19 protein-coding genes and 2 tRNA genes are annotated in these 14122 nt (G+C 62.4%); 18 read left to right on the top strand and 3 right to left on the bottom strand.

Annotated features, from left to right (window positions below; genetic code table 11):
• Nucleotides 1–62 precede the first annotated feature (62 nt).
• Nucleotides 63–425 (bottom strand): helix-turn-helix domain-containing protein, encoded by a 363-nt coding sequence (locus tag D2T30_RS16190; protein ID WP_128186895.1) that lies wholly within the window; start codon nucleotides 423–425, stop codon nucleotides 63–65.
• A gap of 598 nt (nucleotides 426–1023) precedes the next feature.
• Here D2T30_RS16190 and D2T30_RS16185 point away from each other — a divergent pair.
• The 14 genes from D2T30_RS16185 to D2T30_RS16120 all read left to right on the top strand — a co-directional run bounded on the left by D2T30_RS16185 (nucleotide 1024) and on the right by D2T30_RS16120 (nucleotide 11780).
• Nucleotides 1024–1746 (top strand): Bax inhibitor-1/YccA family protein, encoded by a 723-nt coding sequence (locus D2T30_RS16185; RefSeq protein WP_128186897.1) that lies wholly within the window; start codon nucleotides 1024–1026, stop codon nucleotides 1744–1746.
• A gap of 142 nt (nucleotides 1747–1888) precedes the next feature.
• Nucleotides 1889–1963: transfer RNA gene (locus tag D2T30_RS16180), tRNA-Lys, on the top strand.
• A 327-nt stretch (nucleotides 1964–2290) separates the two neighbouring features.
• On the top strand, nucleotides 2291–2851 hold the full coding sequence (locus D2T30_RS16175) for a hypothetical protein (RefSeq protein ID WP_128209735.1): 561 nt from the start codon (nucleotides 2291–2293) through the stop codon (nucleotides 2849–2851).
• Nucleotides 2848–3087 (top strand): hypothetical protein, encoded by a 240-nt coding sequence (locus tag D2T30_RS16170; RefSeq protein ID WP_128209734.1) that lies wholly within the window; start codon nucleotides 2848–2850, stop codon nucleotides 3085–3087. The genes D2T30_RS16175 and D2T30_RS16170 overlap by 4 nt, the downstream gene beginning before the upstream one ends.
• Nucleotides 3088–3514: 427 nt before the next feature.
• Nucleotides 3515–3775: a hypothetical protein gene (locus tag D2T30_RS16165; protein ID WP_128209733.1), complete on the top strand. Its 261-nt coding sequence runs from the start codon at nucleotides 3515–3517 to the stop codon at nucleotides 3773–3775.
• Nucleotides 3759–4415 (top strand): DUF6441 family protein, encoded by a 657-nt coding sequence (locus tag D2T30_RS16160; RefSeq protein ID WP_128209732.1) that lies wholly within the window; start codon nucleotides 3759–3761, stop codon nucleotides 4413–4415. The genes D2T30_RS16165 and D2T30_RS16160 overlap by 17 nt, the downstream gene beginning before the upstream one ends.
• Before the next feature lie 160 nt (nucleotides 4416–4575).
• Entirely contained in the window at nucleotides 4576–5007 is a 432-nt protein-coding gene (locus D2T30_RS16155) for a terminase small subunit (RefSeq protein ID WP_241651315.1), read from the top strand.
• Nucleotides 4994–6778 (top strand): phage terminase large subunit family protein, encoded by a 1785-nt coding sequence (locus D2T30_RS16150; protein ID WP_128209730.1) that lies wholly within the window; start codon nucleotides 4994–4996, stop codon nucleotides 6776–6778. Before D2T30_RS16155 ends, D2T30_RS16150 begins: the two co-directional genes overlap by 14 nt.
• 21 nt (nucleotides 6779–6799) lie before the next feature.
• Nucleotides 6800–7387: a hypothetical protein gene (locus D2T30_RS16145; protein ID WP_128209729.1), complete on the top strand. Its 588-nt coding sequence runs from the start codon at nucleotides 6800–6802 to the stop codon at nucleotides 7385–7387.
• 210 nt (nucleotides 7388–7597) lie between these two features.
• Nucleotides 7598–8059 (top strand): hypothetical protein, encoded by a 462-nt coding sequence (locus tag D2T30_RS16140; protein WP_128209728.1) that lies wholly within the window; start codon nucleotides 7598–7600, stop codon nucleotides 8057–8059.
• Nucleotides 8059–9366: a phage portal protein gene (locus tag D2T30_RS16135; RefSeq protein WP_128209727.1), complete on the top strand. Its 1308-nt coding sequence runs from the start codon at nucleotides 8059–8061 to the stop codon at nucleotides 9364–9366. Before D2T30_RS16140 ends, D2T30_RS16135 begins: the two co-directional genes overlap by 1 nt.
• Nucleotides 9363–11237 (top strand): prohead protease/major capsid protein fusion protein, encoded by a 1875-nt coding sequence (locus D2T30_RS16130; RefSeq protein WP_128209726.1) that lies wholly within the window; start codon nucleotides 9363–9365, stop codon nucleotides 11235–11237. The genes D2T30_RS16135 and D2T30_RS16130 overlap by 4 nt, the downstream gene beginning before the upstream one ends.
• A 4-nt stretch (nucleotides 11238–11241) precedes the next feature.
• Entirely contained in the window at nucleotides 11242–11457 is a 216-nt protein-coding gene (locus D2T30_RS16125; protein WP_128209725.1) for a phage head-tail joining protein, read from the top strand.
• 2 nt (nucleotides 11458–11459) lie between these two features.
• A complete protein-coding gene (locus D2T30_RS16120) occupies nucleotides 11460–11780 on the top strand; it encodes a DUF2190 family protein (RefSeq protein WP_128209724.1) in 321 nt (106 codons plus the stop codon).
• Here the strand turns inward: D2T30_RS16120 and D2T30_RS16115 are convergent.
• The gene (locus D2T30_RS16115) at nucleotides 11777–12139 is read right to left on the bottom strand and encodes an Arc family DNA-binding protein (protein WP_128209723.1); all 363 of its coding nucleotides are present in this window, start codon (nucleotides 12137–12139) and stop codon (nucleotides 11777–11779) included. The genes D2T30_RS16120 and D2T30_RS16115 overlap by 4 nt on opposite strands.
• Nucleotides 12140–12229: 90 nt before the next feature.
• On the opposite strand from D2T30_RS16115, the gene D2T30_RS16110 reads away from it, so the two are divergent.
• From D2T30_RS16110 to D2T30_RS16095, 4 genes are read left to right on the top strand one after another with little or no spacing between them, the layout of a single operon-like run.
• Nucleotides 12230–12469: a hypothetical protein gene (locus D2T30_RS16110; protein ID WP_128209722.1), complete on the top strand. Its 240-nt coding sequence runs from the start codon at nucleotides 12230–12232 to the stop codon at nucleotides 12467–12469.
• Nucleotides 12462–12608, top strand: a complete 147-nt coding sequence (locus tag D2T30_RS16105) for an Arc family DNA-binding protein (protein WP_128209721.1) — start codon at nucleotides 12462–12464, stop codon at nucleotides 12606–12608. Before D2T30_RS16110 ends, D2T30_RS16105 begins: the two co-directional genes overlap by 8 nt.
• Before the next feature lies 1 nt (nucleotide 12609).
• Nucleotides 12610–12795, top strand: a complete 186-nt coding sequence (locus D2T30_RS16100) for a hypothetical protein (RefSeq protein WP_128209720.1) — start codon at nucleotides 12610–12612, stop codon at nucleotides 12793–12795.
• Nucleotides 12788–13942: a tyrosine-type recombinase/integrase gene (locus tag D2T30_RS16095; protein WP_128209719.1), complete on the top strand. Its 1155-nt coding sequence runs from the start codon at nucleotides 12788–12790 to the stop codon at nucleotides 13940–13942. Before D2T30_RS16100 ends, D2T30_RS16095 begins: the two co-directional genes overlap by 8 nt.
• Nucleotides 13943–13960: 18 nt before the next feature.
• Here the strand turns inward: D2T30_RS16095 and D2T30_RS16090 are convergent.
• Nucleotides 13961–14037, bottom strand: a tRNA-His gene (locus D2T30_RS16090).
• Between the last annotated feature and the right edge of the window lie 85 nt (nucleotides 14038–14122).

Below are 14122 nucleotides of genomic sequence, written 5' to 3'. Positions count from 1 at the left end.
GGTAGCCCCTGCCCGATGCCCCGGTCAAGGCTGCATCGGCCAGAGGCAGGGCTCCGCCCAAGTCATGCCGCGTCGGACAGGACCTTCGCCAGCTCGAACAACCGCCTGCGCTGCGGCGCGGGGATCGCGTAATAGGACCGCACCAGCGCCAGAGCCTCGCTGTCTCCGACCAGCTCGCGCGAAAGATTCGCCCTATGGGTGTTTTCCTCGTTGAACCCCTCGAAGAAGAAGGACACGGTCACGCCAAGCGCATGCGCGATGTCCCACAGGCGGGACGCGGAAACCCGGTTCATGCCGGTTTCATACTTCTGGATCTGCTGGAATTTGATGCCGACACGATCGGCAAGTTGTTGCTGGGTTACGCCGGTCATCCAGCGGCGATGCCGGATGCGCTTGCCCACATGAGCGTCAACGGGATGTACCATCTGCACCTTCCTAAACACGAAATACTGGCAACCAATTCAAAATACGTAGGGCAGCGTAACACAGCTTTGCCATTGCATGAACGAAGGGATCGTCGGTCGTCGGCAAAAATACGCCGTTTCCGTGGGGGGAAATCCGCGAATGAGGAAGGCGCACGCCCCGCCGAAAGGCGAATCGGCGCCCCGGAGGAGCGCCCGCTCCCACCCGCCCGCCGGGGCCTGTCTTTGCGAATGTGCTTCAAAACCGATATTTTACACGCATGGGGTGTAGAATCCGCCGCCCCTGCCCGCCGTTTTCCCCGGGGTAAGGACGTGGCGGCCGGCCCGGTGATGAAAACGCCCGGGATCGCGCCCATCCGGCATGCAAAGCGGGCCGCCGGGCACCGGAATCGCCCCATGAACGAAGGCCCGACTGATTCGCAGGCCCGCCACCGCCCACACATCTGTGCAGCCAAACACGGCAGACCGCCGTTTTTTGGGTGATCGCGGCGATTTTACGCAGATTCCCGCCCATGCCATGCTTGAAATCACCCCCTGCTTTCCCGATATCATGGCGGAAAGAGCGGCGATCCGCGCCGCACATGGCCCGAGGGAGATAAGGATGCCTGATTTCAACACGATGCGCGCCAGCTCCGCGACAACGCGCGCGACGCAGATCGATGAGGGTCTGCGGGCACATATGAACAAGGTCTACGGGCTGATGTCCGTGGCCATGCTGATCACCGGCGTGGTGGCCTATGGCGTGGGGTCGAACCCGCAGCTGATCGCGGCGATCTGGGGATCGGGCCTGAAATGGGTCGTCATGCTGGCGCCGCTCGCGGTGGTGTTCGCCTTCAGCGCGATGATCAATCGCATGTCGACGGCGACGGCGCAGATGGTCTTCCTCGGCTATTCCGCCCTGATGGGCCTGTCGATCAGTTTCATTTTCGCCGCCTATACCGGCATTTCCATCGCGCAGACCTTCCTTGTCACCGCGATCGCCTTTGCCGGCCTGTCGCTTTACGGCTACACGACCAAGCGCGACCTGAGCCCGGTGGGTTCGTTCCTGATGATGGGCCTGATCGGCCTGATCGTCGCCTCGATCCTAAACATCTTTATCGCCTCCTCGGCGCTGCAATTCGCGATCTCGGTGATCGGCGTGCTGCTGTTCGCGGGCCTGACCGCCTACGATACGCAGAACATCAAGAACACCTACCTGCAACTCGCCGCGACCGAGCATGACTTCATCGGCAAGGCCGCGATCCTTGGCGCGCTGCAACTGTATCTGGACTTCCTGAACCTGTTCATGTTCCTGCTGCAGTTCATGGGCGACCGCCGCGGCTAAGCGACGTCCGGACAATTCGACGAAATCGGTGCTCACCCCTCGGGGTGGGCACTTTTCGTTTGTGGAGGGCCGTTCGAGAAGATTCCTGAAAAACTTGTGACAGCCCCTTGCAACCCGGAACGAGTTTTGACAAAAGGGCGTCGGACCGGTAGCTCAGTGGTAGAGCAGCTGACTCTTAATCAGCGGGTCGAGGGTTCGAAACCCTCCCGGTTCACCAAATTCTCCAAAATTCAGGAAATGTTCGCCGCCGAGGCGGCTTCGAGTCGTTCCGCATGGGGGACGGAGGATTCGGCTGGCAGCGGCTGAAGGGGCGTTCCAGACTCCGGATCGACGCGCGGGTGGAGGGGAGGCAGGGGGCCAGCCCCCTCTTTGCGCTGACGCGCAAATTCACCCCCGGGATATTTATGGAAGAATGAAGGGAAAGCGGGGGCTCGGAGGGGTTGAGGCATTCCATCGAGCGGGCGCGACAATACCCGAAGATCCCGGGGAAGATCGCGCGAACGGGCGCGGATCGCGACCCGCACACCCATAAGGGTGTGAACTCATGTTTCAGGAGAGTGGTACCGCCTTCCCGGTTCGAACGGGAGACCCCCAGATCCACAATTTTTGCGAGGATATTGAAAAACAAGGGATTTCCTGCAAACCGACGAAAAGCAAAGGGCTTTCGGATCAACAGGTTATAAATAGCCTGCAAACCGAAACCAGCCGCCGGAAATCGGGCAACATCATTTCCCGCGCGATGGCCCCCCGACACAAGCGCATGTCGCGGATGCTGGGCTACAGCCTTATTCTGGGCACATCTGAGGCATGGCAAGCCTTCGGCCTTATCGCTGCGGCACGACTGAGCGCGGGCGAACGCGCCGCGCTGGCGGCTGTCGTCCTCGCGACCCTTGACCACGGCGAGGCCACAAGTATCGCCGCCGCGGTTATCGGTGCGGCCGGCGATCCACTGCCCGCATTCCTCGGTGGAATGCATGATGCGCGGAATTGGTCACAGTGGGCGAGCGCGGAAGAACTCAAGGCTTATGCCCTTGCCGCTTTCGAGGCCATGGCCCCGGCAGATCAGGCGCGGTTCTTTCATTATATTGGCTCGGTCGCGATATGACCGAAGTCGAGGTCGATCAAATTCTCACCTTGCAATGGCCGGCCGTGGTCAGGCGAGCGATGGCCGAGGGCGATGCATGGAGCCGGAAGTTCGCATGCTCGATCGCTCGCCAGGGTAAGCGCCCCGGCTGGATGCCGACCCCCAAGCAAGAGTTCCTGATGCGCGCCGCCCTGGCCGAGATGGGCGGCGGCGATGCCGAGGAATGGTCCCCGATCGACCCGGAGGACACGCCATGATCCGCTGAACGGGTGCAAGTAACTTGCGGCGCGCGGGCGTCGCATCGGCTGGCGGTGGGGTTCACGGGTTACATGGGCCGCCAAGCCTAAAGCGCAACCGATGGAACGGGCCAAGGCGCGAGCAGTCAGGGCGATAGCCCTGTCGGCGCGGTGAAAATCCGCAGGGGCAGCTATTCCGGCAATGCCGGTCTCTCCAAGCCCCAAGGCCCCGCTGGCCCCCTCACGCCAGCGAACATGGGAGAGCGGACCATGCCGAGGGAAAGGCAGGTCTGGCCTAAGCGACGGCCCGGCTCCGTTCGGATGAGCAGGCAAGATCGTGAAGGTCAGGGCGGGAGGCGGGTTTTCAACCCCGCTGCTTAACCCGCTTTCTGACCTTCGCTCAGACCCTCACCATTCGGATGGGGCGCAACATAGGATAGGACTCGATATGAGCAATGATGCACAGAAAAGCTGGAAAAAAGCCTCGGACGCGGCATTTGACGCCGCCATTTCCCAAGCGGAAATGCGCATTGCTGAAAGCGAAGCGCATATCGAGAGGGCAAGGAACGCAGCCAGCGAACCCGCCGCACTGACCGACCTCGACCACGCTTCCGCCAGCACCGCCGCAGCTGACCGGCTGATGGATGCTGCCGAGGCATTGCGCCCGAGTGAAAATGAGATCGGGGACAGATATGCGGATCAAGTTTGAGCTCGACGCCTCCATTTCGGGGATCATGGAGGACGAAATCCGCTTGGCGGAACGTGCGATTACGGCCGGTGTGAAAGATACCGCCGAGCACGTGCAGAAACGGTGGCGCGGACAAATAGTTGCGGCGGGTCTTGGCGATCGGCTAGCGCGGGCTATCCGCAAGCGCAATTTCCCGGATAAGGGCGACTCCATTTCCGCGGCGTCACTGGTCTATGCCCAGCCAAACCGGAAGCAATCTGCCAGTGCGGCCGATGTGATAAATGCCTTTGACAAGGGCGCCTTGATCCGATCGCAGCATGGCATGTTCCTGGCGATCCCCACCCCTGCGGCAGGCCGAAACCCACGCGGAGCGAGGATGACGCCGCAGCTTTGGGAGAAGCGCACGGGCCTCAAGCTCCGTTTCGTGCCGAGGCGCACGGGGCCTAGCTGGCTGGTCTTGGACAAGGCGCGGATCAACGTGAAGGGCGCTGCCGTGGCAGATCGGCGGAGACGGCGCAAGGCGTTGAAGACTGTCGAGAAGGCAGAGGTCATATTCTTCCTTGTGCCGCAAGTCAGCCTGAAGAAGCGCATCGACCTCGCTCGCGATACGCGGGATGCCGGCGATCGTCTGGTTCGCGCGGTCATGGCGCGGTGGAGATGAGCGCCCGGCGGGTCCTTCCCGACTGAAATGGTAGCGGGGCGCGGAGGCGCGGCATATCGGGCGATGCAGAAATCCGTAAGGGGGTTAAATCAAGTTGTTGAAAATATTAACAGAACTTGAGCTTGGCGGGGAGGTCACCCACCGGATTTCCGGCCCTGACATGTGCGAACTTTTAGCGATATCTCCCGCCGCCCTTTCGGACCTGAAGAAACGTGGCATTGCGGTTCGCCTCGGCCATGATTCCTATGATCTCGGCGCGACCATCTCTGCCTATGTCATGCATCTTCGGGGTGTTGCTTCGGGCCGGGGCGGCGAGGAACATACCGCAAGCCTGACGGCGGAGCGCGCCCGCCTTGCCAAGGAACAGGCCGACGCCCAGGCATTGAAGAATGCGGCCCTTCGCGGCGAAATGGTTTCCGCCTCGGAGGTCACCCGCGCATGGGCCGAGGTGCTGCGACAGGTGCGATCCCGCGTCCTCGCTGTGCCATCCCGCATCCGTTCCGCCTTGCCACATCTCAATGCCTCCGAAGTCGCCTCGATCGACCGGGAACTGCGCACCGCTCTTGAGGACCTTGCCCATGCCGACGATTGACCAGATCCGGACCGAGGCCCTGCGCGCCCTGATGCCGCCGCCGCGTCTGCGCCTTTCCGACTGGATAGAGCGCGAAGTTTGTCTGCCCGAGGGCGTATCGAGCCAGCCCGGCCCGGTGCGCCTCTGGCCGTTCCAGCGCGAGATTGCCGACGCGATCGGCGATCCGCTGATAGAGCGCGTAACGCTGGTGAAGCCTGTGCGTGTCGGCTTCACCACGCTGTTGACCTCGGCCATTGCGAGCTTCGTTGCCAACGATCCTGCGCCCATTCTCTGCCTGCTGCCCGCCGAATCCGACTGCCGCGACTATGTGGTTTCGGATATCGAGCCGATCTTCAGCGCCTCGCCCGCCGTCGCCAGCGCCCTGTCCGGTGATCTGGACGAGGCAGGCCGCAATACGCTGCTGTCGCGCCGCTTCCCCGGCGGCTCGCTCAAGGTCGTCGCTGCCAAGGCCCCGCGCAACCTGCGCCGGCACAATGTCCGCATGCTGATGATGGACGAGGTGGATGGCATGGCCCCGACCGCCGAAGGCTCGCCCATCCTGCTGGCCGAACGCCGAACCCTGTCCTTCCCGGATCGCAAGATCGTCCTCGGCTCGACCCCGGTGCATGAGGAGACGAGCCACGTCCTGCGCGCCTATGCCCAATCCGATCAGCGCATATTTGAGGTGCCGTGCCCCTGCTGCGGGATCTTCGAGGAAATCACCTGGGATCAGATCACATGGCCCGAGGGGCAACCCGAGGCCGCGTGCTGGCGCTGCCCGAACTGCGCCGAGGAGATCGAGGAGCGCCACAAGCCGCAGATGATCGAGGAAGGCCGCTGGCGCGCCACGGCGCCGCAGGTGCAGGGCCACGCCGGTTTCCGCATGAACGCCCTGATCAGCCTTCACGCGAACGCCGCATGGGGCAAGCTGGCGACCGAGTTCCTGTCGGCCAAGGACGATCCGACCACCTTGCAAACCTTCGTCAACACGATCCTCGGGCAGGGCTGGCGCTCCGAGGGCGATGAACTGGATGAAGGCGGCATGGCGGCGCGCGCCGAGGACTTCGGGCTGACATTGGTTCCGGCCGAGGTTCTGGCGCTGACGGTGGGATGCGACGTGCAGCACGACCGGCTTGAGTTGACCTATGTCGGCTGGACCGAGGCGGGCGGCATGCTGATCCTCGCCCATAGGGTGATCTGGGGCGCGTTCGACGCCGATGAAACATGGGCTGAATTGGAAATACTCCTGCGCGAACGCTTTCCGCATGCGCTTGGCGGCAAGATCGCGATCGACGCCACGGCGATCGACGCGGGCGACGGGACCTCAATGAACGCCGTGACGGCCTTCTGCCGTCCCCGCACCGCACGAAAAATCTTTGCGATCAAGGGCGCAGCTGGAAACAGGCCAGTAATCGAACGGGCCGGATCAAAGACAAAGACCGGCGCCCGGCTCTGGATTGTCGGCGTGGATACGGTGAAGATACAGCTTTTCGCCCGCCTTCCGCGCGCGGGCCACGTGCGGTTCTCAGCCGATCTGCCCGCCGTATGGTATGAACAGGTCGCGTCGGAGCGCGCCGTGGTGCGCTATTCCCGAGGCCAGCCGGTGCGGAACTTCGAGCGCATCCCCGGCAAGCGCGCCGAGGCGCTGGACTGCACCGTTTACGCCTTCGCCGCCCGGCAGATGGTGAACATTAACCCGGATCAGCGACGATCCGATCTTGCGACAGTCGGCGCGCTTCCGGGGCAAGTCAGGCCGCCAATTCTTCAGTCTTCATGGATGAAACGAAATTAAGCCTTTGTGAGGTATAACATTATGACGCTTCCCCGCAGATATCTGTTCACGGTTTTTGAAATAGCTGCGCGCCTCCGCTGCGCGCCGGCGGACATCATTGAATTTTCCATGATGGACAGGATCAGGCTGTCCGCCCGAATCCCTTTTTCCGAGGCGATCAATTTTTGCGGGCTTGCCCATATTCAGGCTTCGGAAGTTTTCGATCTGTTCCCCCGCGACGGATCGATCGCTAGGCCGGCACGAATCCGCATGTTTCTGCCCGATGAATCGCCTGATGGCTGGAAAGTCATTCCGCGCGAGGAAGCCATTGTGCTTGAGGCGCGCGATATCCTGATCACCGCCGGCGAGATCGAGAAGTTCGAGATCGAGTGTGAGCTTGTCCCGAGGAATCCGAACTATCGCGGCGGGAAATCAAATTGGGATTGGGATGGGTTCTATTCTGCCCTGATCATGCGAATCCATAATCATGGCCTGCCGGAGCACCAAAAGGATCTGGTGGACGAAATGCTTGGCTGGTTCGAGCGGCGATCGGACACCGGTGAAACACCGGACCCGAGTTGCCTCCGCAAGAAGATCGCGGTGTTCTGGCGTGAGCTGAATCCGGGATAAGGCTGCGTCGCCTCGGGGCTTACTTGATTCACCCGAAAGCCGCCAGCAACTCGGCGAGTGCTGCTTAACCCCGAGAGCCTGCGGCGCATATTTCCATGCGCGCGGCAGGCACCAGCCCTCGCAAGGCACGGGGCGGAAGGCTCCGCATTGACAAAAAACCCAGATGAACCTCAAATAAGGTTCGATTCTATCCCGTTTTCCGGACAGTCAATGCGCACGATCAGCACACAGAGAATTTCGACCGAAGCCCTTGCCGCGTTTCTGGGCGTGAAGCTCGAAACCTTCAAGACTTGGCGCAAGCGTGGCGGGCTGCTGCCTGATCAGGCGCCGGGGAAAGGCAAGACCGCTGAATGGGGCTTCGGCGACTGCCTGAAAGCATATGCTGCCAAAGTGCTGATCGAGGCCGGAGCAAGCACGATCACGGCGGCGACGTTTGCGAATGGAGCAGACGCTTTCGAGACCTTTATGAAGGGGACGCCTTTGCACGCGCCGCCCGGTATCGGGGGCCTTGAGGCGATTTCTCTTGAGGATTTCGGCCGCGAACTGGCCGATTGGTTTTGCCACCATATTGCGGCAACCCTCGATCCTGAAACAGGCTATGGCGGCCCTGATGCTTATGCCGCTGCGAAGGCGGATTTCGAGATGCAGATTCGCCGCATTCGGGGGCTCTGATGGGCTTTTGGGGGCGCATCTTCAAACGATCTGTGGGCGTCGAGGCTGGCGCGGGCGGCCGGAGATGGGAAGGTGCATCTGCCCTGACCGCGCCCGCTTCGCAGACCCTTGGCGCGCGCGGCCCGGCCAAGGCGCGGGCATCGGGCGTTTATGCGAACACGCCCTATGGGCAACGGATTGTCGAGGTCTGGGCATCCAACCTGGTGGGCGGCAAGGGCTGGCAAGCCCGGCCGCAGTATCCCGACCCGGAAATCCGCCGATCTCTGGCCGAGGGGTTCGAGGCGCTTTTTCGGCCGCTTATGCTGCCGCTGGCCCGCGGTCTCGTGCGCGATGGCGAGGCTTTCGTGCAGACCTTTGTCGCAGCGGACGGCACGTTTCGCGTCAGATTGCTGTCCGCCGACCAGATCGATCCGAGCCTGACCCGAGACCTGGGCGCCGGGCGCCGGATCGTGGCGGGGGTGGAACTGGACCCGAACGACGAGCCGATCGCGTATCATGTTCTGCGCGATGCGCCCGACCAGCCCTTTGGCTTCTATGGCGCGCCGGTGCGGGTGCCGGCATCGGACATTCTGCATGTCTATGACACGCAGTTTCCGGGGCAGGTGCGCGGCCTGTCGTGGCTGTCGCCCGTTCTGTTGAAGCTCCGCGATCGGGACGAGGCTTCCGACGCCATGTTGATGGCGCTGAAAGTGCAGTCGCTGATCACTGGCTTCATCCGCGACCCCGAAGGCGGATCGGCGGGGTTCGATGGTGACGGCGCCGCCGGGGCGCTGAACGTTTCGCTCGAACCTGGTGCGATGCGGGTGTTGCCGCCTGGCGCTGATGTCACGTTCTCGACTCCCGGTCAGGGACTGCAACAGGCCATTGAGTTTCTGCGCACCCAAGATCGCGAAATCGCAGCCGGAACCGGGTTAACCGCCGAGATGCTGAGCGGCGACCTGTCGCAGACTAACTATTCATCGGCCAGAGTCGGTATCCTGGAAGTCCGCCGGCGGTGTGAGGCGCTGCAACGCAGCCTGATCGAGGCGCAATTTCTGCTGCCACTCTGGCGGCGCTGGATCGAGGTCCGTGCCTTGGCGGGCGATTTTCAGCGCGAGCAGGCCGAGCAATACAAGGCCGTGCGGTTCGTGCCGCCCGGCTGGCAGTGGGTCGATCCTCGCAACGAGGTCGAGGCCGAGATTGCAGCGATCGGCGCGGGGCTAAAGAGCCGGGAAGAGTCTGTCGCCGCCCGCGGCCGAGACATCGACGAGCTGGACGAGGAGCGCGCCCGCGACCGTGAGCGCCAGCAACAGGAGCCGAAGCCATGACCCTGCATCTGCGCGCCGCCGCGCCTGCCGTTTCAAGCGTCAACCTGGAAGCCCGCACCGTTGAGGCGATCGCCAGCACGGGGGCCGAGGTGCGCCGCAGCGGCTTCACCGAGCGCCTGGACCTGGCCGGCGCTGACCTGTCCCGCTTGATCGGCGCTCCGGTTCTGGACGCGCACCGCGCAAGCTCGACCAAAGATCAACTGGGCGTCGTTGACGCGGCCGAGGTCCGGCCAGAGGGGCTCTGGGTCCGCCTGCGCTTCCGCTCAAATGACGCCGCAAGGGCGGTGCTGGCGGATATCGCGGACGGCACCCTGCGCGGCCTGTCGATCGGCTACAGCGTCGAGACCTGGACGGAAACCCGCCGTGGCAAGGATCGCATCCGCACCGCAGCCAAGTGGCAACCCATTGAAATTTCAATCGTGCCTGTGCCGGCAGATCCGGCAGCGGGCTTCAGGAGCGAGGACATTCCCATGCCGGAAACCCAGGAAAACCATGATGCGGGCACCATGACGCGCGCCCAGATCAACGCGGAAATCCGCAGCATCGCGGCGACGGCCAGCCTCGATCAGGCTTGGACCGATGCTCAGATCGACGCCGAAACCACGGTCGAGGCCGCCCGCGCCGCGGCCTTCGAGGCAATGCGCCAGCGCGGCGCGGAACAGAATGTGCGCACCACCCGCGCCCATGTCGGGTTCAGCCATGACGACCCAGCGGTGATCGCCACCCGCGCCGGCGAGGCTTTGTTCGCCCGCTCGCATCCCGAACATCAGCTCTCGCCCGAATCGCGGCAGTTCGCCTATGCCAGCTTCATCGACCTGGCCCGAGATTCGTTGCGTCGATCGGGTGTCAGCCTGACCGGCCTTGCGGCGGAAGGCATCATCACCCGCGCGTTGCACGTGAACGGCGACTTTGGCCTGATCCTGGGCGATGCCGTGGGGCGCAATCTTCGCCAGTCTTATCAGTCCGGCCCGGCCGGGGTGCGCCAGGCCGCGCGGCAAAGCACGGTGCGCGATTTCCGGCCGAAATCCAAGGTCGGGCTGGGCTCCGCGCCGAACCTGATCCATGTGCCCGAGGCTGGCGAGTTCCCGCACGGCACCATGACGGAAACCGGCGAGAAATACGCTGCCCAGACCTTCGGCCGCATCTTCGGGATTTCGCGTCAGGCGCTGGTGAACGATGACCTCGGCGCCTTTTCCGCGCTGCCGAAGTTGATGGGGGAGGCCGCGCGGGACTTCGAGAACGCCTACCTTGCCAATATGGTTTCCAGCAACCCGGCAATGGCGGACGGGATGCCGGTGTTCGACGCGACTCGGAACAATGCCGATACCGATGATGACCTTTGGCAGGTGATCGCCAATGCCATCACCGCCGGTTCGGCTGACACGACCGTGAAGAATCTGGCGTTCACCGCACTCGCGGCGATCCGCACCGCCATGCGTCTGCGCAAGGGGCCGGGCGGGCAGTTCATCGATGCGGCTCCGAGCTATGTTCTGGTGCATCCGCTCTTCGAGAATATCTTCGAGCGCATGATCTCCAACCTGCGCGGTAGCCTCTACGGCGCCCCGAATGCCTTCCCGGCCGACTTGAAACTTCTGGTGGACCCCCGCCTGCCGAGCAATGCGTGGTATTTCGCGGCGGACCCCAGCAAGGTCGAAGGGCTGGAATATTCCTACCTCGAGGGCGCCCCCGGCCCGCAGATCGAGACCCGCACCGGCTTCGAGATCGACGGGGTGCAGACCAAGGTCCGCCTCGATTTCGGCGCCGGCTGGGTGGATTGGCGCGGCTGGCATCGGCTGATCATCAGCCCGACCGAGTTGCCTGTTTCTGACAGCGATATGATCTTTGGCCTTCTCGCCGGCACGGAAGACTGAGGCCATGCCTTCTGCCGAAGAACTGATCTCCATGCGGGACGCGCTGCTGCGCGCCCGCGCCTCGGGCACCCGCTCCGTGACCTTCTCCGATGGCCGCAAGGTCGAATACATGACCGGAGCGGAACTGGCGGCGGCTATCACTGACCTCGAGCGACGCATCGCCGCGGCCGCCTCCGCGCGCCCCGGCAGCGTTCGGTTCTCCACCAACAAGGGATTTTGAAGATGAAAAACTACCTCTATTCGGGCGACTCCCTTTATCTGCCCGTGGATTTTGATGCCAAGGCCGGCGACGTGGTTGTGGCCGGCAAGCTCGTGGGCGTGGCCTCGGCTGACGCAACCGCAGGCGATCGGGTTGTTCTGGTCACGCGCGGCGTGTTCTGGATCAACAAGACCGCAAACGACGTTTTTGCGATCGGCGATGCGGTGTATTGGAACGCGACCACTAAGCGCGCCACGGCCACGGCAACCGGAAACGCCCTGATCGGCGTGGCGACCGAACCCGCAGTGGCGAGCGCCAGCGTCATTCAAGTCAAGGTGGGCTAGGGCTCTATCGCCATGTCGGGGCCCCAGAGCTCGCCTATTCTTACGGTCTTGATTTTGCCTTTGCGCAGGGTCAGCCGTTCGACTGTTCCGGCCTCGGCAAGCCGCTCGTTCAGTGCCAGCACCTTCGCGGGGCGATCTTCTGGCAAGGTATTGAATAGGTCGAGAAGCGCGGCATGGCCTAAGATTTCGTCAATGCTAGGTGGATTCGGCGGCGGGAACTTCTCTTCCAGAATCGCGACGATCTCCGCGTTCATGGATCGGTTGTTCGCTTCTGAGGCCGCCTTGATCCGGTCCCGCATCCCATCAGGGAGCCGGAGCATGAACTTGTCGGAAAGGGTGCGCTTCTCGATTTCAGACATAGTGTGTCCATTGGACATAAAATTGCGATTGACTCAATAGAGTCCAAAGGACATCATTCGGACAGGTCTTATGCGAAAGAGGAACCAACCATGAAACCTGACAACAAACTGACCTTGAACGCGGCCCGAAGCCTGACAGATGCCCAAATCAAAGACGTGTTTAGCGAGGCGGCTGCGACGATTGATCTCATTCAGCGCGAGACAATGATCATTCTCGCAGTGCTGAGAGAGCGAGAAGTGAAGCTCCCACCGGATCTGGCGGGAAATCCGGTGCTGAAAGCCTTGGAAAAAATTGGAAAAAATATGGCGAGGGAGGGCAACGGTGAATAACGCAGTCCAGTTCAAACTGGTCATTCCTGCAGACGTAAAGGAATGGCTGGCTATGCAGGCCGTGAAGAACATCCGTTCGCAGGGCGGCGAAATCGTCGCGATCCTTCGCCAGCACATGGCGCAAGAGGCGGAGGCCTGACATGGCAACCCCGCTGCCCTTCCGTGTTCCTGATCTCAAGCGGCTGGTGAAGGCGACCCAAGACATGGGCCTGCCCGTCACCGGCATTGTGATCGCTCCGGATGGCAGCATTCATGTCCAGACGCAGGTGGCAAAGGCCGACAGCGCTGACGCTGCCTTGGAAAGCTGGATGAAACGCAATGGCTAGGGTGACAATCAAGGGCGTTAACACGGTTCGTAAGCGGCTCTCGGGCGGCAAGGTGAAGGTGTATCGCTATCACCGGGCGACCGGCACCTTGCTTCCGGGGGAGCCGGGCAGCCCCGAGTTTCTGGCCGCTTGGCTGGAAGCCGAGAAGATCCCGGCCCGCGATACCGGCACCATTGCCGCGCTGATCCGCGACTATACCACCGGCCGCAAATTCACCCATACCAAGAAGGGACGCCCGAAAGCGCCTTCGACCATGAAGGAATACCTTCGGCTTCTGACGGTGATCGAAGCGCGCTTTGGCACCCTACCCATCAAGGCCTTGGAAAGCCCGAAGGTGAACGCGCTGTTCATCGACTATCACGAGGAAATCGCCTTGGACCGGCCGCGCGAGGCAGACAACCGCATGACAGTTTTCTGCGCGGTGCTCAATGAAGCAAAACGGCGTGGACAGATCATGCGGAACCCGCTGGAAGGCTTCGAGCGCGCCTATGTCTCAGACAGGTCGGAAATGATCTGGACCGAAGCCGACATTGCGAAATTCATGGCCGTCGCGCCGCTTGAACTGCAACAGGCGCTGATTCTCGCGATCCACACCGGGCAGCGATATGGCGACCTGATCCGCCTGCGCTGGCAGGACTATGACGGGGCGGTGATCCGGCTTGTCCAGTCAAAGGGCAAGAGAAAGGTGCCGGTGCCCGTCTCCGCCGCCTTGAAACGGATGCTGGACGGTATGGCGCGGCAAGGGCCGTTCATTCTGACTCGCGCCGACGGCCGCCCGTGGCATACCGAGCGCAACGATAAGGAGCTCGGGAAGGCATGGCGAAAGCACATGGAGACCGCGTGCTTTTATCCCCGCCCTTTCGAGGAACTGACCAAGGAAGAAAAGCAGGGCTTCCTGCATTTTCACGACCTCCGCGGAACCGCTGTCACGCTGCTGGCAGAGGCTGGATGCGAGATACCGCAGATCTGCGCGATCACCGGTCATACGCTGGAAAGCGCGACCCGGATTTTGCGGCACTATCTCGCCTCTACCGAGGCGATCGCGAAGGCCGCGATTCTGCGCTTTGAGAACGCACCGGAAACGGCTTTTGCAAACCGGATGCAAACCACGGCACAGGCCAGCAATGGCAGGAAAGAAAAAGGATAGGGATAACAAGATGGTAAGTGGTACCGCCTTCCCGGTTCGAACGGGAGACCCCCAGATCCACAATCTGGTGCTCTAACCAGCTGAGCTAAGGCGGCATCCGGGTGCGATTTAGCGGCTGGGGACGTGGAATGCAAGCGGGAATGAGTCGATTTCGCGATCCTGCGGGCGGCACGATCCGCA

The organism is Paenirhodobacter populi, from assembly GCF_004022215.1.
GTDB lineage: Bacteria > Pseudomonadota > Alphaproteobacteria > Rhodobacterales > Rhodobacteraceae > Rhodobacter > Rhodobacter populi.
This window is presented reverse-complemented; position numbering and strand designations above follow the sequence as displayed.